Annotated in this window: 19 protein-coding genes; 12 read left to right on the top strand and 7 right to left on the bottom strand. The window is 37.6% G+C overall.

Features of this window, described 5'->3' with window-relative positions; translation table 11 throughout:
* Nucleotides 1-5 precede the first annotated feature (5 nt).
* Both lpdA and ACA100_RS09820 read left to right on the top strand, forming a co-directional pair.
* Nucleotides 6-2093 carry a dihydrolipoyl dehydrogenase gene (gene lpdA / locus ACA100_RS09815; protein ID WP_481077533.1) on the top strand — a complete coding sequence of 696 codons (2088 nt, stop codon included), beginning with the start codon at nt 6-8 and terminating at the stop codon, nt 2091-2093.
* Between the two features lie 216 nt (nt 2094-2309).
* A complete protein-coding gene (locus tag ACA100_RS09820) occupies nt 2310-2714 on the top strand; it encodes a hypothetical protein (protein ID WP_481077534.1) in 405 nt (134 codons plus the stop codon).
* Here ACA100_RS09820 and ACA100_RS09825 read toward each other — a convergent pair.
* Complete coding sequence (locus tag ACA100_RS09825) at nt 2707-3258, bottom strand: class I SAM-dependent methyltransferase (protein WP_481077535.1); 552 nt, start codon at nt 3256-3258, stop codon at nt 2707-2709. The genes ACA100_RS09820 and ACA100_RS09825 overlap by 8 nt on opposite strands.
* 142 nt (nt 3259-3400) lie before the next feature.
* On the opposite strand from ACA100_RS09825, the gene ACA100_RS09830 reads away from it, so the two are divergent.
* Nucleotides 3401-5659: a YgiQ family radical SAM protein gene (locus ACA100_RS09830; protein WP_481077536.1), complete on the top strand. Its 2259-nt coding sequence runs from the start codon at nt 3401-3403 to the stop codon at nt 5657-5659.
* A gap of 82 nt (nt 5660-5741) precedes the next feature.
* On the opposite strand, the gene ACA100_RS09835 is transcribed toward ACA100_RS09830, so the two are convergent.
* Together ACA100_RS09835 and ACA100_RS09840 are read right to left on the bottom strand one after the other, a co-directional pair.
* Complete coding sequence (locus ACA100_RS09835; protein WP_481077537.1) at nt 5742-6212, bottom strand: outer membrane lipoprotein; 471 nt, start codon at nt 6210-6212, stop codon at nt 5742-5744.
* An 81-nt stretch (nt 6213-6293) separates the two neighbouring features.
* Complete coding sequence (locus ACA100_RS09840) at nt 6294-7472, bottom strand: MFS transporter (protein ID WP_481077538.1); 1179 nt, start codon at nt 7470-7472, stop codon at nt 6294-6296.
* Nucleotides 7473-7601: 129 nt separating this feature from the next.
* On the opposite strand from ACA100_RS09840, the gene ACA100_RS09845 reads away from it, so the two are divergent.
* Nucleotides 7602-8828, top strand: a complete 1227-nt coding sequence (locus ACA100_RS09845) for an ArsB/NhaD family transporter (protein ID WP_481077539.1) — start codon at nt 7602-7604, stop codon at nt 8826-8828.
* Between the two features lie 22 nt (nt 8829-8850).
* On the top strand, nt 8851-10053 hold the full coding sequence (locus ACA100_RS09850; RefSeq protein WP_481077540.1) for a hypothetical protein: 1203 nt from the start codon (nt 8851-8853) through the stop codon (nt 10051-10053).
* A gap of 78 nt (nt 10054-10131) precedes the next feature.
* Here the strand turns inward: ACA100_RS09850 and ACA100_RS09855 are convergent, their stop codons facing one another.
* Nucleotides 10132-11469, bottom strand: coding sequence for a YjiH family protein (locus tag ACA100_RS09855; RefSeq protein WP_481077541.1), 1338 nt, complete (start codon nt 11467-11469; stop codon nt 10132-10134).
* A gap of 493 nt (nt 11470-11962) precedes the next feature.
* Here ACA100_RS09855 and ACA100_RS09860 point away from each other — a divergent pair, with 493 nt between their 5' ends.
* Together ACA100_RS09860 and ACA100_RS09865 are read left to right on the top strand one after the other, a co-directional pair.
* Nucleotides 11963-12880: a homoserine O-succinyltransferase gene (locus ACA100_RS09860; protein WP_481077542.1), complete on the top strand. Its 918-nt coding sequence runs from the start codon at nt 11963-11965 to the stop codon at nt 12878-12880.
* A 93-nt stretch (nt 12881-12973) separates the two neighbouring features.
* Nucleotides 12974-13480 (top strand): NlpC/P60 family protein, encoded by a 507-nt coding sequence (locus ACA100_RS09865; protein ID WP_481077543.1) that lies wholly within the window; start codon nt 12974-12976, stop codon nt 13478-13480.
* Nucleotides 13481-13538: 58 nt separating this feature from the next.
* On the opposite strand, the gene ACA100_RS09870 is transcribed toward ACA100_RS09865, so the two are convergent.
* Complete coding sequence (locus ACA100_RS09870; RefSeq protein ID WP_481077544.1) at nt 13539-13973, bottom strand: hypothetical protein; 435 nt, start codon at nt 13971-13973, stop codon at nt 13539-13541.
* A 3-nt stretch (nt 13974-13976) separates the two neighbouring features.
* Nucleotides 13977-14849 carry an NAD(+)/NADH kinase gene (locus tag ACA100_RS09875; protein ID WP_481077545.1) on the bottom strand — a complete coding sequence of 291 codons (873 nt, stop codon included), beginning with the start codon at nt 14847-14849 and terminating at the stop codon, nt 13977-13979.
* 69 nt (nt 14850-14918) lie between these two features.
* Here ACA100_RS09875 and selD point away from each other — a divergent pair, with 69 nt between their 5' ends.
* Both selD and ACA100_RS09885 read left to right on the top strand, forming a co-directional pair.
* Nucleotides 14919-15959 carry a selenide, water dikinase SelD gene (gene selD, locus ACA100_RS09880; protein ID WP_481077546.1) on the top strand — a complete coding sequence of 347 codons (1041 nt, stop codon included), beginning with the start codon at nt 14919-14921 and terminating at the stop codon, nt 15957-15959.
* Nucleotides 15960-16055: 96 nt separating this feature from the next.
* Nucleotides 16056-17495 (top strand): O-antigen ligase family protein, encoded by a 1440-nt coding sequence (locus ACA100_RS09885; protein ID WP_481077547.1) that lies wholly within the window; start codon nt 16056-16058, stop codon nt 17493-17495.
* A 64-nt stretch (nt 17496-17559) separates the two neighbouring features.
* Here ACA100_RS09885 and ACA100_RS09890 read toward each other — a convergent pair whose 3' ends face one another.
* Nucleotides 17560-19008 carry an aminoacyl-histidine dipeptidase gene (locus ACA100_RS09890; protein ID WP_481077548.1) on the bottom strand — a complete coding sequence of 483 codons (1449 nt, stop codon included), beginning with the start codon at nt 19006-19008 and terminating at the stop codon, nt 17560-17562.
* Between the two features lie 211 nt (nt 19009-19219).
* Between ACA100_RS09890 and ACA100_RS09895 the strand changes: the two genes are divergently transcribed.
* The 3 genes from ACA100_RS09895 to nadR all read left to right on the top strand — a co-directional run bounded on the left by ACA100_RS09895 (nt 19220) and on the right by nadR (nt 22747).
* Nucleotides 19220-20908 carry a coiled-coil domain-containing protein gene (locus ACA100_RS09895; protein ID WP_481077549.1) on the top strand — a complete coding sequence of 563 codons (1689 nt, stop codon included), beginning with the start codon at nt 19220-19222 and terminating at the stop codon, nt 20906-20908.
* Nucleotides 20909-20989: 81 nt separating this feature from the next.
* The gene (locus ACA100_RS09900; RefSeq protein WP_481077550.1) at nt 20990-21412 is read left to right on the top strand and encodes an RrF2 family transcriptional regulator; all 423 of its coding nucleotides are present in this window, start codon (nt 20990-20992) and stop codon (nt 21410-21412) included.
* Between the two features lie 102 nt (nt 21413-21514).
* Nucleotides 21515-22747 (top strand): multifunctional transcriptional regulator/nicotinamide-nucleotide adenylyltransferase/ribosylnicotinamide kinase NadR, encoded by a 1233-nt coding sequence (gene nadR, locus ACA100_RS09905; RefSeq protein WP_481077551.1) that lies wholly within the window; start codon nt 21515-21517, stop codon nt 22745-22747.
* Nucleotides 22748-22760: the final 13 nt, after the last annotated feature.

Raw genomic sequence — 22760 nt, forward strand, 5'->3', positions numbered from 1 at the left:
ATTTTATGGCTATTGAATTAAAAATTCCTAATATCGGTAACTTTGATGCAGTTGACGTGATCGAAGTGCTTGTAAATGTTGGTGATGTTGTAGAAATTGATCAAAACATCCTAACATTGGAATCAGATAAAGCATCGATGGATGTGCCTTCTGATATCGCAGGTAAAGTTACTGAAATTTTAGTGAAAGTTGGCGATCAAGTGAAAGAAGGCGATGTTATCGCAATGATCGAAGCAGGTGCAGCAGCGCCTGCTGCATCTGAGCCAAAAGCTACTGAAGCTAAAGCGGAAACAGTTGCACCTGCACCAAAAGCAGAAGCTGCGCCTGTTGCTGCATCAGCATCACAAGTGATTGACATCAAAATCCCTAACATTGGTAACTTTGACAGTGTAGATGTGATTGATGTTGCATTTGCTGTGGGTGATGCCATTACTAAAGATCAAAACTTATTAACTTTAGAATCAGATAAAGCTTCCATGGATGTTCCTGCTGAAGTGGATGGCGTGATCACTGAAGTTTTAGTGAAAGTTGGCGATCAAGTAAAAGAAGGTTCAACCATTGCTCGCGCAACAGTTGGTGGATCAGCAGCTGCGCCTAAAACAGAAGCTAAACCTGCTGAAGCAATCAAAGCATCTGAACCTGAAGTTCAAGTGGCAGCAGCAACGTCTGCACCATCAAATGCTGATTGTGATGTTGTTGTGATTGGTGCTGGCCCTGGCGGTTATTCAGCAGCATTCCGTGCAGCTGATCTTGGCTTAAAAGTTGCATTGATCGAAAAATACTCTACTTTGGGCGGCGTTTGCTTGAACGTAGGTTGTATTCCATCCAAAGCATTGTTGCATGTTGTGAAAGCAAAAGAAGAAGCTGAAATTCATTTGAAAAATGCAGGCATCTACTTTGATGCACCGCGCGTTGAATTGGATGAAATTCGCAACTATAAATCATCTGTTGTGAGTAAGTTAACAGGTGGTTTGGCTGGTATGGCTAAAATGCGTAAAGTTGAAGTGATCCAAGGGATTGCATCATTCAAAGATGATCATCACTTAGAAATTCAACAAGCAGATGGCTCAGCTCGCACATTATCATTTGATAAAGCGATCATTGCCGCTGGTTCGCACGCAATTAAATTACCATTCATGCCAGAAGATCCTCGTATCATAGATTCAACAGGCGCATTGGAGTTACGTGAAATTCCTAAACGTATGTTAGTCATTGGTGGCGGTATCATCGGTTTAGAGATGGCAACTGTTTACTCTAACCTAGGTTCAAATGTTGAGATCGTTGAATTCACAGAAGGTTTCATTCCTGGTGCGGACCGTGATTTAACGAAAGTCTTTGAGAAATATAACAAAGATCGTTTCAGCAAATTGATGTTCAAAACTAAAGTTGTCGGTGCAGAAGCATTACCTGAAGGCATCAAAGTTAGTTTTGAAGGCGAAAATGCACCAGCCGAAGCACAAGTTTATGACTATGTGTTAGTGGCAATTGGTCGTGCGCCAAATGGCTTGAAGTTAGATGCACAAAATGCAGGCATTAATGTAACAGAGCGTGGCTTTATCAATGTTGATAAACAAATGCGTACAAATGTTGGCAATATTTTTGCAATCGGCGACATCGTTGGTCAACCAATGTTAGCGCATAAAGCAGTGCATGAAGCACACGTTGCTGCTGAAGTTTGTGCTGGTCACAAACGCTTCTTTGACATCAAACAGATCCCATCTGTTGCTTATACTGATCCTGAAATTTCATGGGCTGGTTTAACGGAAACTGAAGCGAAAGCCAAAGGTATTCCTTATGAGAAATCAGTATTCCCATGGAGTGCAAGTGGTAAAGCATTGGCAAGCTCTCGTGAAGAAGGTTTAACTAAGTTAATTTTCGATCCTGAAACCAAAACTATTTTGGGCGGTGCAGTTGTCGGTATTAATGCTGGTGACTTAATTGGTGAAATTGCCTTTGCAGTTGAAATGTGCGCAGATGTCTTAGACATTGCCCATACAATTCACCCTCATCCAACATTGATTGAATCAGTAGGAATGGCCGCGGAAGCTGCGGAAGGCGCTTGTACAGATCTTCCTCCAGTTAAGAAAAAATAAGCTTTTACTCAGCGTTTTCTCTTAAACTCTTATTTAAGTAATAGAAAAACGACTTTAAATCACATTTTAAAGTCGTTTTTTCTTTCTAAAATATATTCTTAGACTATATCTCAAAATTATGGTATAAATTTTACACATTTAGTATATAACTAATTAAATAATAATTATATTTATGGTTGCTTAATAGATGTAAACATATTAACTAAAGGGGTCAAGATGTTTGAGAAGATTGCCATATCCATTACTGCCCTTTTGGTGGTTCTGTTTATAGCACTGTATTATTATCAGAATGGAACGGATGCACCACAAGAGTGCATTGAGTTACATAATGATTACACTCGTCTTTCACATCTTATAGAATCTGATGAATATCATGCAGTTGCACGAAAAGTATTTTCCCAAAATAAAATCCAACACATTCATAATATTGAAAAACATTATAACCGACTACTGCAAGAGCGCTTTCGTCGTAGCGGGTTTGATGATTTTAAAACCATCTGTATTGATGCCAAAAATACAATGAACCTTCCAAAAATCATCCAAGCATTAGAAGAGCAAAAAGCCAAAGAAGCTGAAGACAATTGTGAAGATTCACATAAAAACTATGACTTTCTTATTTAGGCTTACAAACATATACATAAGCAGGCGGAAAATTCTTCACAATCAATTTTCTTTCCCACTGAAAATAACGCGATAATACTCTTTCCATGCGTTGAGTATATTGAAAAAGAATGAACGTACCTTGTGTTTGTTCCAATATCTGCAAAGTTGCTTTAATAATTCTTAGAGAAACTCTCAAAGGTAAAGATAAAAATGGTAAGCATGAAAAAATAACTTGATAAGGTTGATCTAAGATCTCAGCAGAAACTTTTCTCACTGTGAGACGCGGATCTTGAATCTCTTCTAAATCACTGAAAAACAATGGATTAATCTCATAAGCAGACAAACGTGCATCTGGAGACATTGCATGCAAAATATGGCGCGTTAAAACACCATCTCCCGCACCTAATTCTGCAACCACTAAGGATTTTTGAGACCAATCTATCTCCTTAACCATAGCACCACATAGTGCAGGCGATGATGGCATTAAAGTACCTACGCTGCGGGGATTCTGAAGAAAACTATTGATATATGTTAAATGCTTTTTTAACCGAGGGTGCGCCATGATGTGTTGTCACAATCCTATATAATTATACTGGGTGGCATTATACCAACAAAGTTCTCCATCGCGATAAAAATTCAATTTATCACACAATTAATCACATTAACGGTATAATGCGACTCTTTAACATAACTTTTCGCTGTATATGAACTTCTCTTTTTCTAATGATGCCAAACCTCTATTTTCCTACAAGCCTTTTTGGGCAAAGCGTTTTGGCACTGCTCCTTTCTTACCAATGAGTCGCGATGAAATGAATATGCTCGGCTGGGATAGCTGTGACATTATTCTCATCACAGGTGATGCCTATGTGGATCACCCTAGCTTTGCCATGGCAATTTTAGGCCGTTTATTGGAAGAACAAGGTTTCCGCGTTGGTATTATTTCTCAGCCTGATTGGCAAAATACTAACGATTTTATGAAGCTAGGCAAACCCAATCTATTTTTTGGCATTTCAGCTGGCAACATGGATTCCATGGTGAATCACTACACTTCTGATCGTAAAATTCGCCATAACGATGCTTATACACCAGGAGATGTTTCAGGCAAACGTCCAGATCGCGCATTATTAGTCTACTCTCAACGCGCTAAAGAATCTTATAAAGATGTGCCTATCATTGTGGGTGGCATCGAAGCCTCCCTTCGCCGTATTGCCCATTATGATTATTGGTCAGAAAAAATTCGTCGTTCTGCTCTACTAGATTCTCGCGCTGACATGTTATTGTTTGGCAATGGTGAGCGCAGCTTGGTAGAAATTGCACATCGATTAGCTAAAGGTGAAAAAATCAGTGATATGCTCGATATTCGTGGCTCAGCGCTGAATTTGCCACATCAACGCAATCACTTTGGTTTAACAGAATTAGATTCCACCACATTAGATGAAGTGGGTAGAATAGAGCCAATGCTCAATCCTTATACAAATCAACCCATTGGTTCTAAGGAAGAGCAAACGCCAAATTTCAATGCAGCATTAGATGCACCTGATCTAGCCAAAATGGGCACAGATTTAACAGACAAAGACCGCAATCAAAAACGTGAAGAGAAACAATTAGCGCGTAGAACTAACTACATTCGCTTACCAAGCTTTGATCAAGTGAAAAATGATAAAATCTATTATGCGCATACAAGTCGTTTATTGCATTTAGAAACCAATCCATACAATGCTCGCCCACTCGTTCAGCAACATGGTGATCGTGATGTCTGGGTGAATCCACCACCATTACCATTAGAAACTAAAGAAATGGATGGCGTTTATGACCTACCTTATGCTCGTGCACCACATCCTGACTATAAAGGTGCAAAAATCGCTGCATGGGAAATGATCAAATTCTCAGTAAACATCATGCGTGGCTGCTTTGGCGGGTGCTCTTTCTGCTCTATCACAGAACATGAAGGCCGAATCATTCAGAATCGTTCACAAGAATCTATTTTACGTGAAATCGAAGAAATTCGTGATCGCACAGAAGGCTTCACTGGCGTGATTTCAGATTTGGGTGGCCCAACAGCTAATATGTATCGTTTAGCATGTAAAGATCCTCAAATTGAACATAATTGCCGTCGTTTCTCTTGTGTCTCACCTGATATCTGTAAAAATCTAGATACAAATCATAAGCCATTAATCGAACTCTATCGCCAAGCACGTAACGTCAAAGGTGTTAAGAAAATTTTAATCGCTTCTGGTTTACGCTATGATTTGGCAATTCGTGATGAAGAATATGTCAAAGAATTAGTCACGCATCATGTTGGTGGCTATTTAAAAATCGCCCCTGAACATACTGAAGAAGAGCCTTTGTCTAAAATGATGAAACCAAGCATCACAAACTATGACAAGTTTAAAGTATTATTTGAAAAATTCAGTAAAGAAGCAGGGAAAAAGCAATATTTAATCCCTTACTTTATCGCAGCACATCCTGGCACTTCTGATGAAGACATGATGAATTTAGCATTATGGTTAAAACGTAATGGCTTTAGAGCTGATCAAGTACAAGCATTTATTCCTACACCAATGTCGTTGGCAGGTGCAATGTACCATTCAGAAAAAAATCCATTAAAACCTGTGAAAACAGATTCTGAAGAAGTATTAACACCAAAAGGTTTGAAACATCGCCGTTTACACAAAGCATTCTTGCGCTATCATGATCCTGAAAACTGGCCATTGTTACGCGAAGCCTTGAAAAAAATGGGTAGAGCTGATTTGATCGGTAATAGCAAGAATCATCTAATTCCGTTGTATCAACCAGTGGGCACAGGTAAAACTGGTGGCGAAGGTAAACGAATGGGCAGAAAACACCAACAGCAATCCTTTACAACAAAAGGTGTATTCACTCGACCAAAAGCGGCAAGTACATCAACTTTTGGCAAACCTTCAAGTGCAAAACCCAAAAGAATGACTAGACAGAAGCCATAAGCTATAAAAACATCGTCAATAAAAATCCCCATCCATGATCATCATAGCTGGGGATTTTGTTATTAATCATAATCATCAAAGATTATAGAGGCACTACTCGAGCTGTACCACTTGATGTTGTTGTAATACGAACGCGCTGACCATTGTAGAAAGATGTGCCTTTAGCATCTTGGACATAAGCACGAGTTTGATTAGTACTATCCAAACGTACCATCACTTCTACGCCTTGCGTGCGAGTAATGCCTTCTTCAGCAGCAGAACCTGCAAGTGCACCTAAAGCTACACCACCAATAGTTGCCAAAGTTTTACCTCTACCACCACCAATAGAATTACCAGCAACACCACCCAATGCAGCACCAGTTAAAGTACCTGCCGCTGTTTTAGTCCCTTCAATTTGTACTAAACGCGTACCAACAACTGTACCTACTTGTACATATTGTGCTTGTCTTGCTTCTGAGCGTGAATAGCTATCACCAGATAATGATGAGGCACAACCTGATAGCAACAAAGTTACAGCCGCCGCAATAATAACGGTAGAATGATTTCTTTTCATAATTAGTCCTTAATCAAAAATAAACTTCTCGCTGAGTATATTACATTAAAATATCAACGGGCAATATCATAATGGCTTTATTCAGCGAGCTTGCACTGCTTTTAATGGAATGCGTAAAATCAATACAAGTGCAATCAAGCTCAATGGTATGCTTAATAAATTTGACCAAGACCAACCCAACATACCAATCAATGGTCCAGCCATAAAACTACCCACAGCAGATGCTGAAAATACTATAAATTCATTCAATCCTTGTACTTTGCCTTTTTCAGATGGTTGATATGTCAATGTTAATAAACTTGTCGCACCGATAAATGTAAAGTTCCAGCCAACACCTAAGAACATCAATGCCACAAAATAGTAAACAAATGAAGTTCCCAATAATCCTACAATCGCTGATGATATCAATAAAACACAACCTAATAATATAATACTGCGCGCACCTGCCCAACGAATTAAATGGCCCGTAAAAAATGATGGTACAAACATTCCTAACACATGCCATTGAATGACTGTTGCAATTTGGCTGAACTCAAAGCCATCTTTTTGCATTGAAATTGGCGTTGCCGTCATTAAAAATACCATTAATCCATAACCAATCGCCCCTGATATTAAAGCTGCCAATAATACAGGTTGCTTTAAAAGCTCTGAATAGCTTCTCGATTGTTGATTTGACTGCTGTTGCACCTTATGCTCATGTTTTTTCAATGGCAAAATAATAATCAGTATTAAAGCTATGACATAAATTGCAAATAGTCCAAAAAATGCGCCAACAAATGGATTTTCTGCATACCAAACCCGAGACCAAACGGCTAAATTAGGACCTAAAAATGCAGCTAAAACACCACCGCTCATCACTAAGCTAATCGCTCTTGAGTGCATTTCTGGCGATGCACATTCATCCAAGGCAGCAAATCGATACTGTTGAGATGTGCCGATTGCCATGCCTGTCAAAAATGTTCCCAATGCAAAAATTGCCAAACTATGCATCAACAAACCCTGCATCGCAACCAATGCACCACAAACACCAATCACATTGCCAACCACAAAACCTTTTTTACGCCCAAATTTTTGCATCAAGTGCGCTGCTGGCATTGTTGATAAAATTAATCCAATGAATTGCGCGGCCACAGGCGCTGTCATCAATAGAGGCTCATCAGTCAATTGCTGCCCGATTAAACTAGAAATTGAAACCAATAATATATTACCTGTTACTAACAATGCTTGAGCTAACGATAATCCCCAAATGGTAATGGGCATATTGATCTCCTTGTAGACACAAAAATCATCATTATAACGACTTGTTCACATTAAGAAAGGTAGAACCTACTGTTATTTGTTAATATAGCGCCATAATTTATGAATACGACAGAATGGGCAATACTATAAATGAATAGCACCGTTATAATATTTTTATTAGTTTACCTCGCCATGGCCTTGGGTAAACTTCCAGGATTAAAAGTTGATAGAACTGGCGCTGCGCTTGTTGGTGCTTTAGCAATGCTCATTATGGGTGATATTTCAGGTAAAGAAGCTTGGGATTCTATCAGCTACACTAGCCTTGGTTTATTATTTGGGTTAATGGTCGTTTCTGGTGCATTTTCCATCTCAGGATTTTATAGTTGGGCCGCACACTATGTCGCAACGCTAAAAGTCAGCCCACCCAAATTATTAGCAATTTTAATCGTAGTTTCTGGGTTACTATCCTCAGTATTAACCAACGATGTTGTCGTTGTTGCAATGACGCCACTTTTAATCTCCTTAACATTGGCACGTGGATTAAATCCTATACCGTTTGTATTGGGATTCTGTTTTGCAGCCAATACGGGATCAGCGGGTACATTAATTGGTAGCCCACAAAACATGATCATTGCACAACAACTGAATCTCTCATTCATCGATTTATTAAAAGTCGCAGGCATTCCTGCCCTACTTTCGTTGTTCATTGTTTGGATGACCATTACACTGTTATATCGCAATCGCTGGTTATTGGCACAACCTAAAACAACAGCAATCTCGACACAACCTATAAAGCTGGATAAAGTTGAAACCCTCAAGGCTTTATTTGTCACCATTGCTGTGATCGCTGCTTTTATTACAAATATTTGGCCACAAGCCATTGTGGCATTAGCAGGTGCTGCAATTTTATTATTAAACAGAAAAATCTCCTCCAATGATGTTTTAAAAGAAGTTGACTACAATCTACTGATATTAATCATGAGTTTATTTGTTGTGAATGCTGCAATGAGCAAAACAGGATTACCACAACTTTTACTTTCAGATTTAAAACATATGGGATTGAATTTAAATGAACCGATCGCCCTATTTTTCTCAAGTGCCATATTAAGCAATATTGTGGGCAATAATCCTGCTGTCATGCTATTAACGCCCTACATTCATATCGGTGCAAGCGCTGATATTTTAGGTGCAGCATTGGTACTTGGTACAGGTTTCTCAAGCAATTTAATTGTATTTGGCAGTCTTGCTGGCATCATTGCTGTAGAACAATCAGCTAGACATGGCGTGACCATTTCATTTGCTGAATTTGCTCAATCTGGCATTCCTGTGGCACTCTCTTGTTTAGCCATGGCAAGTATCTGGATACTCTTTTTATAACAATAAAAATAAGTGAATCATTATGAAATTTTTAACAAATCCTCTATTACAAATCATTCGCCATCAAATCTATCGCAGCCTCTTTTTGTTCTTCTTAGTATGTGGCATTGCGGTTGTTATGCTACCAAAAGGCTTTATCCAAGAAAATGGTCTACTCAGCCTACAGCGCCTTATTTATGGCGAAATTGGTCATTCATCACAAACCTACCAATTTGAAAAACTAACATTATTGGCGTTGGATGATAATCCACATTCTCAATTTGAATATTATATTGGCACCAATAATGATCAACATACACTCATTAAAACCTATAAAAACGAGTTAAGCCCAATCAAAACCACGATGAATAAAAAGAGTAAAATTTTACAAAGCGCTGGCACAATTACAGAAGCGCTCGGTAATTATTCTGAAAAACCCAAAGTCTCTCTCTTTGGTAAATTAATCAATATCACTGGTGAGGCTATTGAGGAATATACTTTGACCATTCATGGTTATAACACAAGCACCACATCCACATTAGTTTCAGATTTTGATCGACAATTATTAACTCAATTGAATCAAAATAACAGAATCATCATCAGCCCAAAAATTTATTACATTCCTACCATATTTTGGCTATTACCATTCGCATTTTTGCTATTCATCATTGACGCCATTTATCTTGCGATGCGAGCTTTCAATCTACCTAAATACCTCACAAATCATGCCAACCGATATAACACTCATGTATCTTTCAGCAAGATCGATGAAGAGTTCGACCAAGCATACGAACGCAATCAGTTATACTCTTTACCTGAAGGTGTTTTTACCCAAAACTATCTATTCATCACACGTTTAACAAAATTTTATTTAATCAGATTCTCTGATATTTTGACCTTCTCAGAAAGCTCAGGAGAAATCTTATTAAAAAGACGACGTTTTCCAGTCAATTTAAAACTTTCTCAAAGCTCTATTCACCAGATTACACAATTCATCCATGAATATTACCCAGAAATTATAACAAAACAGGATCAAGTCAAGCCTTATCGGGAAACTCATGAGGTTCAACAAACCAGTTTGTGGGGCGATATTTGGCGCGGTGCTTTAACAGAAATTGGCATTATGATTATCATGCTCATCATCTTCGCCATCGTTCTTTTGCCTTATCTTGCAGCTGTGATCTATGTATTACCCATAATATTCATTATACTTGTTATCGCTTTTTTCTTTGGTGGCGGATTTTAATTTTTAATCAATAACAAAAAGCTCTCCTTTCATCATAACTCGTAGATTTAAGGAGAGCCTAAAAGCACTAGAATCTATTTAACCTAACCAGCCCATCGCCATCCCCAAACGATAAGCAACACTGGATAACAAAATACATAAAACTGTACGAATGAACCAGACTAAAACCAATTGCCAAATTTTAACGCGAATAGATGTTGCTAAAATACATGGAATGCTGCCTGAAAAGAATAGAACACTGCCCACTGTTGTGACTGCTGTAATATAACGAATGGCTAGATCAGCATCTTTTAATAAAATGGACGGCAAAAACATTTCTGCCAAGCCCGATGCCAAAGCACCACTATAACTTGCCGCATCTTCAATGCCTGTCATCCATAAAAATGGTTTCAAAACAATACCCAACCATTCAAATACTGGCGTATATTTCGACAATACCAATCCTGTAAAACCAATCGCTAAAATAGATGGCGCAACCACAGATGACATCGCTAAACCATCTTTTAGATTCATCCATATTAATTTTAATACATTCGTATTCTTTTCATACTGCTCAATCCCTAACTCAGCTGCATGTTTAAACTTGCCGCCTTTAGGTGGCTCAGGTAACGGATCCTTCGCCTTATTACTGAACAAGCTAATGGGTGGCAAATAAACTGTGATTGAAGTGACTGTAAAAGTAATGATCAAAGTACTCCAGAAATAGAAATTCCAATGACTCATTAATCCCAAAGTTTTTGCAACGATGATCATAAATGTTGCTGATACTGTTGAAAATCCTGTGGCGATAATGATCGCCTCACGATGAGAATATTGCCCTAATTTATACACACGATCTGTGATTAATAAACCAATTGAATAACTACCCACAAAGGATGCAACTGCATCAATCGCGGAAGATCCTGGCGTTCTGAATAATGGGCGCATGAACTTTTCCATAAAGACAGAAATAAATTCGAGCAACCCAAAACCAATTAAGAATGTCAAAGCGATCGCGCCAACAGGAATCAACAATCCAACAGATAGCGCTAACTTTTCAAATAAGAATGGCAACATATCTGGCTTCATTGCCCACTCTGGTGCAAATCCTGTGAGATACATCACGCCTAAAATAAAACCTATCACTTTAAATACTGAAAAAATCATTTCGCTGACAGAGCTCTTAAATTTCCCATTAATCAATGGAGAAAATGCACCATATGCCATGATTAGTAGTATTAATGTAAGCGCAACAGGTCTTAGATTCACGATCACAAAACTGGCAATGTGATCAATCAAAATTGTTTCCTTCCCACCAATATCGATGGATACAAAGAACATCACAATGCCAACCAAACTCAATGAAAATATTTTAACCAGCGTTAATATATTGATTTCACGACTTTTATCCGCCACATTTTTATCAGTAGCTTCCATATTATCCTCCAAGTACAACGAATGTTTATGATCCTCTTGATATGGAATGAATGCGTATGCTCTTTTATCAATATGGCATTTCGTCATCTTTCATCACACATTTCGGATACTACCATACTCATATCATTTGTCATTACATTTTCGCATATTGTAAGAATATGTTTTATATGACATTTAAAAAATTATTTTGAATATCACAACATTACATACAAACTACAATGAATTAATGTCTAGACATAATCAACAAACATACATAACACTTGACACGATTTGAGTTAAGTGATTTGATGTGAGACAGTTAATTCAAGAAAGAGACAACATGAACAACAACCAATTTCAACCAATGATGATGCTTTAGAGGGTTACTCGCTGAGTGACTCTCGAAACCCGTATGAGTCACTCTAAAGCAGATCATTGATTGCAGTTTAAGAAACCAGAGTGATAATCCACTCTGGTTTTTTTATGGATATAATATTTGAGGAGAAAAAATCATATGCCAGTCGTTATCCCAGAAAACCTACCTGCCACCCAAATTTTAAAAGATCACGGCATTTTTGTAATGAACTCTGAGCGCGCGCAAACTCAAGACATTCGCCCGATCAAAATCTGCATTTTGAACTTAATGCCTGACAAAATCACAGCTGAAACTCAGCTATTAAGCAAACTTAGTAATGGTACATTACAAGTAGATATCACATTAATGGCAATTGAAAGCCATGTTTCTAAAAATACTAAACAAGCACATTTAGATACTTTTTATAGTTATTTTGATGATATTAAAGACCAATATTTTGATGGCATGATCATTACAGGTGCGCCAATTGAACTATTAAAATTTGAAGATGTTACATATTGGGATGAGCTCACTAAAATTTTTGAATGGAGCCGTGAGCATGTTTTCACTTCTCTATACATCTGTTGGGGGAGCCAAGCTGCTTTAAAATATTTCTACGACATTGACAAACAAACTTTCCCAGAAAAGCTCACAGGCGTATTTCCACACATCAAAGAGAAAGAAGACTCCCAACTCTTAATCGGTATCGATGATGTCTTCTATGTCCCTCAATCCCGTAATACAGAGAGCGATCCTACTGCTATTCGTAATCATCCTGATCTAGAAGTGATCGCTAGCTCAGAAGAAGCAGGCATACATATTGTTTCTAGCAAAAATGGCCGACAATTATTCATGAGCGGCCATCCCGAATATTATAAAGAAACACTTTTGCTAGAATACCAAAGAGATTTAGCACAAGGCTCTACGGTAATTCCATGCAATTATTTTGTGGATAATAACCCTGAAAAAGCAATCCAAACTCGTTGGATCAGCGCTTCCAGCATATTCTTCCAAAACTGGCTAAACTATTTTGTTTATCAAGAAACGGATTATGACTTTACTTCTCGCAATTCTTAGTCATAATAAATAAAAAGTATAAAACGATATAGATCAGAAAATATCTTCTGATCTATAATGAACGAATCTAACTCAAATATTGACGATTACTCTATGAAAAAAACATTAGCCATTATGATGTTAACCATTCTTACCGCAGGCTGTGCCTCAACAGGTAAAAATGATTCATCAAAAGACTCTGTAGCACGTCATACCCAACTGAGAGATAATCACGTTGTAACGACAGAGCTCAAAAAACAATTGAAACAATGGAAAGGCACACCTTACAAATTAGGTGGTAATTCATTGAATGGCATTGACTGCTCTGCTTTTGTACAGCGCACCTTCAATGATAAATTCGATATTGCCTTGCCGCGCACAACAACAGCACAAACATCTCAAGGCATCAGAATCGCGAAAGAAAATCTTAAACCTGGCGATTTAGTATTCTTCAAAACTAACTGGGGTGGCAGCGGTTTACATGTTGGCATTTATAATGGCAATAACCAATTCATCCATGCATCTTCATCTAAAGGCGTGATGACATCATCATTAGAAGAGAGATATTGGAAGCAGAGATTCTATCAAGCACGTAGATTACAAACACCAGCAGTGACATAATAAAAAAGAGTGGGAAATTAACAACTCCCACTCTTTTTTATTGATCTATGATTGACTATTACTCAACACTTTCATCAATCACAACATCCATCAATTGATATTGAGGATTATATTTAAGTACTGCACGATTACGCCATAACAATTCTAAATCATCTGTATACAATTCAATTTTATCTGCATAGATCACAATTGCATCCAATGATACAAAATCAAATAACTCTTCTAAGGTATATTCTGCTTCGCCGTCATTCAACCAATCACGATTCTTAATCGCCAATAATTTCTCTAATCCTGCAACAAACGCAGACTCAAACTCATCACTTTCTAAAAAACTAATCAGCTGATCACCTAATACCAAAACATTATCAGCATCTGCAACCAAATTAATCTTCAAGGGCATTTCAGATAACTCAATGCTACCCACATAACCTTTTAATACTTCTTCATAAGTCAAATCACCCAAAACTGGATGTTGAACCACTAATTCACTCATCTATTAACGCTCTCTTTCTGGGTGATGTCCCCAATTTAATTTAGCACGCAGAATCTCAAAATAACTGTAACTCGATGGATGAATCAGCGTAATTTTGGTTGCATTACTTACTAAATTTAATTCTTCACCTAAATTAAAATCAAAAACCACTTGCCCGTCACAACTCACGCTTACAGCGTGCTTGACACTATCTTTGAGTTTAACTTTAATTTTTCGATCTGCTGGCAACACAATCGGACGATGGCTAAATGTATGAGGGGAAATTGGCACGATCAAGATTGCTGACAATGTTGGATAAACCAATGGACCACCAGATGACAATGCATAAGCTGTAGATCCTGTTGGCGTTGCAAAAATCACACCATCTGCCCAATAGCTCGTCAAATACTGATCATCCACATAAACATCTAACTCGATCATACGAGAAATACTGCGCTGATGAATCACCACATCATTTAAAGCAAATGAATCGATCTTGTTATCGATAGTGATGCGAATCAGTTCTCGCTCTTCCGTTGTATATTCACCACTTAAAATACACTGCAAGCTTTCGCGCAACTGAGTTTCTCGAATGTCTGTTAAAAAACCCAAGCGCCCTAAATTAATTCCCACAAAAGGTATATTCAAATGACAAGCTTTGCGAGCAACGCCCAAAAATGTACCATCTCCACCAAAAATCACTATCAGATCACAGTCTTTCACTGCTTGTTCTAATATTGTTCTTGTTTCCTCGCTATCATTGGGTGGCAATGCCAAAACCACAGCCTCACAATCATTCTGCTTAAGCACATCCTCCGCAGCATGAATCACTGCCTGAAATGATGAAGTACAGACATTATTTCGGCTCACCAAAGCAACTTTCTTAAAATTGATCATCTCGGCTTATTAATCTAAGGATAAAGTGCTAAACTTTACCTTATTCCATTAAGATTTAAAAGCAAAGAAATGTCTGAAATCAAATTAACACAGTATAGCCACGGCGCTGGATGAGGCTGCAAAATTGATCCCAAGGTTCTTGGGCAGATTTTAGCAGGCAGTGGCATACAAACCTCTGATCCAAATTTATGGGTGGGCAACCAGTCTCGAGATGATGCAGCAGTTTATGGCATCGATGAAAAAACTGGGATTATCTCAACCACGGATTTTTTCATGCCAATTGTGGACGATCCTTTTGATTTCGGCCAAATTGCTGCAACTAATTCCATCAGTGATATCTATGCAATGGGTGGCAAACCCATTATGGCGATCGCAATATTAGGATGGCCTACAAATGTACTTGCACCAGAAATTGCCCGCACCGTCATTGAAGGTGGACGTGCAACTTGTGATGCTGCTGGCATTGTGTTAGCTGGCGGACATTCGATTGATGCACCAGAGCCAATGTTTGGTTTAGCTGTCACAGGTATCGTTGATAAAGCCCATCTCAAATGCAATGATACCGCCCAAATTGGGGATTACTTATTTTTAACAAAACCTCTGGGCATCGGCATATTAACGACTGCAGAAAAGCGTGGCATTTTAAAAGATGAAGACAAATATGCTGCTCGTGACATTATGATTCAATTAAATAAAGCAGGTGCTGAATTTGCCAAATACGATTACATTCATGCAATGACGGATATCACAGGCTTTGGTTTAATTGGACACTTATCTGAAATGGCAGAAGGTAGCAATGTTTCTATCGAACTTTTTGGTGATGCAATTCCGTTGATTGAAAATGTTCGACATTATGAGTCTTTGGGATCAATGCCAGGTGGCACTTTCCGCAATCTAGATAACTACGGTTATTTGGTTGAGCCAAATAGTGCATTTGAGCAATACAAACATATTTTAGGTGATCCACAAACAAGTGGTGGCTTATTAGTATCTGTATCACCAGATCACGTTACTGAGTTTCTAACTTTGACACATGAATTAGGTTTAACAGACCTAAAAGCAATTGGACAAGTGATCCCCACTCAAGAATATCGAATCTATCCTAAATAAAATATCGTTTAAGATCATGCCATAGAGTTTAACGACCCTATGGCATATACTAATGCAGCTGATTCACTCATACTTTTATAATAAAGGTTGCAACCGATGCACAATAAAGTTTTACCTGCAATATTGCTACATAGAAGCATTTTTATCATTTTTGCTTTTTGGATATTCGTAACTTTCGCAAGCCTAGACAATCTCCCCATTCCCTTTGGCGGTTATTATAATGTATGGAGAATTGGACAAATCACTATATTACTTCTTGCATGCTTTGCATTTTTAATCCTACCCAAACGCTTTCTACTTAATCATTATTGGCTTTTATTACCCACAACACTCGCTTCCCTTAGCTACTTTTTACTATATTTTCTGGGCATTCAAAATACTACAGCCTTTTTAACCATCAGCTTAAATATTCTATTCATCACTGCTATCGTCTATTTTGCAGTAATATTTACATTAGATTTTCAATGGTACGAGAAAATCTTGGCATTCATCGCCTTTATGCCCATTCCTGCAATTGTGTACTTTGTCACAGGTATTATCATTCAATTTTTTGATCCAACCTATTCTGATCATGGACACAATCATTTTGCGAATATTCGATATTTCAATGATGCACTGTTACCCGCACTGCTCATTTTATGGTTGCGACCAAGCTTTTTAGCACAACCCAAATACAATAAAATCATTGCGATTCTAAGTATTTTATACTTATATATCTTCTTAAGTGATGGCGCTCGCGCTATTATGCTTGCGTTCACTTTAGCCTTCCTTGTCATATTATTGTTCGACTTTAAACGAAAAAATGCAATCAACAAACCATTGATCTACTTGATCATCACGGTTTTATGCTTTTATGGATTAAACTATCTTACAAGCTTATTAAATTCTGGTGCGGAATTAGATAATCTAGAATTATCGAGAACAACAAGCTCAGGTCGTATAGATCTTTATATCTATGCATTAAAAAACTTTATTCAACATCCAATCTTTGGCGTTGGCATTGCAAATTTCACCTTGCCCCCTGATCCAATATTTCATGGACAAGGCCATCCTCATAATCTTCTATTAATGTGGCTCAGTGAAATGGGGATCTTTGGTATCATATTATCGATCTTACTGTGCATAGCATCACTCAAACTGTTTTTAATTAGAAAGAAAATACCAACATGGGGCTGGGTTGGCATATTCATGCTTTTAGCCAATGGTATGTTATCGGGCGCATTAGTCTATCCATTGAGTCAAATGCTCACCTTGCTGGTAGTTGCTTATATTTATGCTAAATATCAAAATGAACATGAACATCAGCCTTCATCACCCACGCAATATGGATGGACATTAAAAGCTACGCTTATCAGCAAAGCCATAGTATTATTTGCAATCCCCATTTTATTGGTCACAACTTATTGGATCTATCCTTATCTGAGAGATACACCTTTAAATACTCAAGATGTCATTTTAGATGAAACTTTAATCTATAGAGCACAAGGACCATCCACATGGCAGCAGAACCCAATTGTAAACTTCCCCAAAGAATAAGTTACAAAAAAGCTGAATGATATCACTCATTCAGCTTTTTGATTTTCCATGTCACTCAAACAGATTAATCTTTCAGGGCCTTCAATAAAGCTTTCGTCAGATCATAAATCTCTGCAACCGCAGGAATATTGACTCTTTCATCTGGCGAATGCGCACCTTTAATGGTTGGCCCAAAGCTTACCATCTCTAGGTTAGGATACAATTTACCAATCAAACCAGTTTCTAAGCCTGCATGAATCACTTCCACACTCATTGGTTTGCCATGTTGTGCTTCATAGATCGCTTGCAAAACTTGTAATGGTTTAGATTCTAAGTTTGGCGTCCATGATGGATAATCATTTTTTGCCTGCCAAAAGTAACCAGATAACTCACCCAAGTTTTTCGTTTTGACTTTGATCATTTCAAGGCCTTCTGGCGTCAAGAAGCGTGCCAACAATCCTACGCTTAAACCACCTTTTTCCGTCACAGAAACTGTGCCGATATTACAGCTTGTTTCTACAACTGGCAAAATCGCCGAACGCTTTAAAACGCCTTGTGGTAACAAAGTTAAGAATGATAATAAATGATGAGAATCTTGTGATGACATAGACGAAGCAGCTTCTGTTTCTTCATAAGATAGCTGCACACCCTCATCAACATTATGCAAACGATTCACGAAATGCTGCTGCCAATGTTCAAAATGTTCTTTCATAAACGCTTCATGAGTTTCATCATATGCGATCACGGCAGTTGCTTCACGTGTCAATGCATTGCGCAATGTCCCACCAACAAAAGAGACTAAACGAATTGGCATCTGTTGAGATAAAGCACTTAAACATTCCGCCAATAAATTATTTGCACTTTCTCTGCCTGTATGAATATCAATCCCTGAGTGACCACCTTTTAAACCTTTCAATGTCACTTTAGCAAATTTTCCATACTGATTAGCATCGTAATCCAAACTTGCACTGTACCCAATATCAACGCCACCAGCACAACCCACAAAGCATTTGCCTAAATCTTCGCTGTCTAAATTAATGAGATATTTGCCTTGCATCCAATCCGCTTGCAATGCACGAACACCGCCCATCCCTGCTTCTTCATCTACAGTTAATAAGATTTCTAATGGACCATGCTCAACCTCTGGATCATCCAAAATTGCCATCCCCATTGCAACGCCCATACCATTATCAGCGCCCAATGTTGTACCCTTAGCTTTTACCCAATCGCCATCAATATACATATCGATAGGATCTTTTTCAAAATCGTGCTCTGTACCATCATTTTTCTGGCAAACCATATCTGTATGACCTTGAATGATCACAGCTGGCGAATTTTCATAACCTGGTGTTGCAGGCTTACGGATTAAGAGATTGCCAATCTCATCCTGTAATACTTCTAAGCCTCTTTTCTCAGCTTCTGCTTTAAAATGAGCCTGAATTCTCTCTTCTTTCTTCGAAGGACGAGGGATTTGATTCATTTCATAAAAATGTTTCCAAACCAATTCTGGCGATAACTTTAAAATTTCAGACATAGAAGTTCCTTTATTCTATTTCAATTAAGGTTAAATCAGCTTGATAGCCGATTAATACAGAGATTTATCATAAAGAATTCCCCGCTCTTTCTCAAGGCATCACTGTCAACATCATGATAAATCCTCGTTTATTCTCATTTCCTATAAAGAATCTCATAGGATAATGCTATACTTTGTAAGATTTTTTATACTCAAACCCTAGGAGAAATCAATGCAACAACGCAATGTATTCGCAAAGCAATTCGCACTATTCTCACTCCTCATTACATTCTTTTGTACATCCATGTCCTTTGCTGTCGAAGAAGCAGTCACAGCACCACAAGAAAATCTAACAGAACAGCTTGTGACAATATCTAATGACATCAAAGAGCTACAAGAAAAGAAGGCGACATTAACGAGCGAAATCAAGAAATCTACAGACGAACTGCACAAAGCAGAATTAGAAGATAGCCTCGCCCGCGCCAATTCACAATTAAAAGAATATACAGAACTCTTTGAGAAAATATCGTTGGGCGGAATTGATACTTCTCGCTTTGATACGCCTGCAAAACAAGCCATTCAACAAACTGATGATTACAATTGGCAAAAAGAGTTAATCCAAATTGCTCAACCTGTTTTTGCTGAAATGAAAAAGATCACAGATGCACCCAGAAAACGTGATTTATTGCGTTTAGAGCAAAAAGAGATCAATGATCGTTTAGCACAGTTAAATAAAGGATTAGAAACACTTAATCAAATCAATCTCGCAGAACTTCCGCAAGGTGCACAAGATAATCTCAAAAACATTCAAAACAGCTGGAACAATTTACATAAAGAACTAGAGCGTGAACATCGTTTAACCGTCATCAAATTAGATGAATTAACGGTTAAAGAAGATTTCACAACTCGCTTAACCAAAGGTGCTTGGGGTTTTGCAAAAGGCCGAGGTTTATTATTACTTGTGACAATTGCTGCCATTTCTATTTTATTGTATGGCTTCAATCGCTTTTTACTCTTATTGGAATCTCGTGAAAAAAACACGATCTCAATCAGATGGCGCATTTTCATCTTGCTCTATCAAATCATCACAACAATTATTGTTGTCATCATTACATTAGCAATTCTCTACTCTTCTGGTGATATGGTTCTGTTTGGTATTGCCATCTTAATTATATTGGCTTTCCTTGTCACATCTCGTAATTCAATTCCAAAATATTTCACAAAAACACGTATTTTCTTAAATATGGGACAAGCACGTGAAGGCGAACGCGTTATTTATAATGATTTGCCATGGAAAATTAGCCACATTAATTTATATACAGTGTATTTGGTCAATCCTTTATTAGAAAATGGTACCATTCGCTTAACGATTGATCACCTAAACAACTTAATCTCTCGTCCAGTTAAAATGGATGAAACGTGGTTCCCAACTGTTGTCAATGATGTTGTTGTATTACCAAATGGCACACAAGGCCAAGTACTTAGACAAACACCTGAATATGTTTATTTGAATTCATTTGGCGTTGAGATCATTTATCCAACCAAAGATTTTATTAAAGACAAAGTGGTTAATCTATCTTACGGCTATAGTGTTTCTAGCGAAGTTGGCTTAAACTACAATACATTGCAGCAATCCATCGAAGAGGTTACACAGCTATTAAACGATGAAGTTTCTGCATACATCAAAGAAAAGTCACCTGAAGCATTCAAAAGCATGAAGTCTTTAACCATTGATCTCACACGTTTAACAGAAAATGGTTATGCTGTATTTATGGTTTACATCACCATGGGATCTTTCTCTACCGATTATAAAGGTAAAATTTTACGACTCGCAGCACAAGGTTCCATTTTAGCCGCAGAAAAACACGGTTGGAACTTAACAGGAACACGCACTGTATTAGTGGATAACATTTCACAATAACTCAGTGCATAATGGCCAATGTATTCAGAATTCTACTGAATACATTGGCTTTTTTAATGATCTTATTTTTAGCAACCCATTATGCAACTCACTCAACAAACTGATTACGCTTTTAAAACCCTCATTTATACAGCCATTCATTCTGAACGATTGGTCAATATTTCTGAAATATCCCTTTATTACAATATTTCCCGCAGCCACTTAACCAAAGTTATTGCAAAACTCACCAAACATGGCTATTTAACTAGCATTCGTGGCAATCAAGGTGGTTTAAAACTTGGCAATGATCCATTCAAAATCAATCTTGGGCAACTCATTCGTGATTTTGAGCAACTCTCCATCATTGAATGTCATAGCGAAGAAAATCAATGCAACATCTCTGAGCAATGCAGAATCAATCTTATCATGGCTGATGCTTTGAAAAGCTTCTTACAAGTCTTAGATGGCTATTACTTATCCGATGTTGTTACAAATCCTAATTTAATTGGCATGATCAGACAATAACCTGATGATCTTAAAAATATTTAATTGATTAAATAGAAATAATGTTTTTTATACTAAACATTTTGTGTATAATATATTGCAATTGTTTAAGGAGTCTTTATTATGATCAATGTTGCATATATTAAAAAAGTTATTAAAGATAGAGGGCTAACATTACAGAATGTCGCAGATAACTGCGATATGACAAAAGGCTATCTCAGCCAATTATTGAATAATAAAGTCCAGAATCCTAGTGCGACTAAATTGAATGCATTATATCAATATCTGAATATCAATCCACAAGAAGAAGAAAAAAATGTAGGATTGATTTTTGGTGCATTTTATCCGCTACATACAGGCCATATATATCTTATTCAGCGTGCCATTAGCCAAATGGATGAGCTCCACATTATTTTGCGTTATAACGAAGAGCGTGATTACCAATCTTTTAAAGATAGCGCAATGAGCCGACAACCATCACTCAAAGATCGCTTACGCTGGTTATTACAAACTTTTAAATACCAAAAAAATATCCATATTCACTACATCGATGAAGAAAACCTCACGCAATCAGAAGAAGATCAGATCTTATGGGCTAAAAAAGTGGATTACTTTTTACAATCCCACAATATCAAACCTGACATGATCTATAGCAGCGAAAATAATGATGTAGATTTCTACCAAAAACATCTGAATTTACCCACAAAAGTGATCGATCCTGAGCGCACATTTATGGGCGTTTGCAGTGAAGACATTCGTCGATCTCCTTTATCTCACTGGGAGTACATCCCGACCGAAGTTCGCCCTTTCTTTGTTAAAACAATTGCAATCTTAGGCGGTGAATCCAGTGGTAAAAGTACGATGATTAATAAGCTCGCCAATATGTTCAATACAACAAGTGCTTGGGAATATGGCCGTGAATATGTCTTTAAACATTTAGGCGGTGATGAACGTGCTTTGCAATTTGATGACTACCAAAACATCGCATTAGGACAAGCACAATATATCGATTTTGCCGTTAAACATGCCAATAAAATCGCATTCATTGATACTGCATTTGTGACAACACAAGCATTCTGTATTAAATATGAAGGCCGACCACATCCATCTGTTCAGGCAATGCTAGATAACTATTATTTCGATCTTGTTATCTTATTGGAAAACAATACACCATGGGTTGCAGATGGTTTACGCCATTTAGGCTCAAATCAAGCGCGCAAAGAATTTCAATCACTCTTAAAGCTAATCTTGAATAAACACAATATCCCCTATGTTGAAATCACATCCGATCAATACGATGAACGCTATTTACAATGTATTGAACTCGTTAAAGATGTATTGAAAGCATCCCGTTAACCACCTAGGAAAT

Source organism: Wohlfahrtiimonas sp. XWW7, assembly GCF_056716055.1.

Coding starts and splice junctions, on each gene's coding strand:
- ACA100_RS09900 (WP_481077550.1), top strand. CDS start 20,990: ATGCAACTCACTCAACAAACTGATTACGCTTTTAAAACCCTCATTTAT.
- ACA100_RS09825 (WP_481077535.1), bottom strand. CDS start 3,258: ATGGCGCACCCTCGGTTAAAAAAGCATTTAACATATATCAATAGTTTT.
- ACA100_RS09860 (WP_481077542.1), top strand. CDS start 11,963: ATGCCAGTCGTTATCCCAGAAAACCTACCTGCCACCCAAATTTTAAAA.
- ACA100_RS09870 (WP_481077544.1), bottom strand. CDS start 13,973: ATGAGTGAATTAGTGGTTCAACATCCAGTTTTGGGTGATTTGACTTAT.
- nadR (WP_481077551.1), top strand. CDS start 21,515: ATGATCAATGTTGCATATATTAAAAAAGTTATTAAAGATAGAGGGCTA.
- lpdA (WP_481077533.1), top strand. CDS start 6: ATGGCTATTGAATTAAAAATTCCTAATATCGGTAACTTTGATGCAGTT.
- ACA100_RS09890 (WP_481077548.1), bottom strand. CDS start 19,008: ATGTCTGAAATTTTAAAGTTATCGCCAGAATTGGTTTGGAAACATTTT.
- ACA100_RS09875 (WP_481077545.1), bottom strand. CDS start 14,849: ATGATCAATTTTAAGAAAGTTGCTTTGGTGAGCCGAAATAATGTCTGT.
- ACA100_RS09845 (WP_481077539.1), top strand. CDS start 7,602: ATGAATAGCACCGTTATAATATTTTTATTAGTTTACCTCGCCATGGCC.
- ACA100_RS09855 (WP_481077541.1), bottom strand. CDS start 11,469: ATGGAAGCTACTGATAAAAATGTGGCGGATAAAAGTCGTGAAATCAAT.
- ACA100_RS09820 (WP_481077534.1), top strand. CDS start 2,310: ATGTTTGAGAAGATTGCCATATCCATTACTGCCCTTTTGGTGGTTCTG.
- ACA100_RS09830 (WP_481077536.1), top strand. CDS start 3,401: ATGAACTTCTCTTTTTCTAATGATGCCAAACCTCTATTTTCCTACAAG.
- ACA100_RS09840 (WP_481077538.1), bottom strand. CDS start 7,472: ATGCCCATTACCATTTGGGGATTATCGTTAGCTCAAGCATTGTTAGTA.
- ACA100_RS09865 (WP_481077543.1), top strand. CDS start 12,974: ATGAAAAAAACATTAGCCATTATGATGTTAACCATTCTTACCGCAGGC.
- ACA100_RS09895 (WP_481077549.1), top strand. CDS start 19,220: ATGCAACAACGCAATGTATTCGCAAAGCAATTCGCACTATTCTCACTC.
- ACA100_RS09835 (WP_481077537.1), bottom strand. CDS start 6,212: ATGAAAAGAAATCATTCTACCGTTATTATTGCGGCGGCTGTAACTTTG.
- ACA100_RS09850 (WP_481077540.1), top strand. CDS start 8,851: ATGAAATTTTTAACAAATCCTCTATTACAAATCATTCGCCATCAAATC.
- ACA100_RS09885 (WP_481077547.1), top strand. CDS start 16,056: ATGCACAATAAAGTTTTACCTGCAATATTGCTACATAGAAGCATTTTT.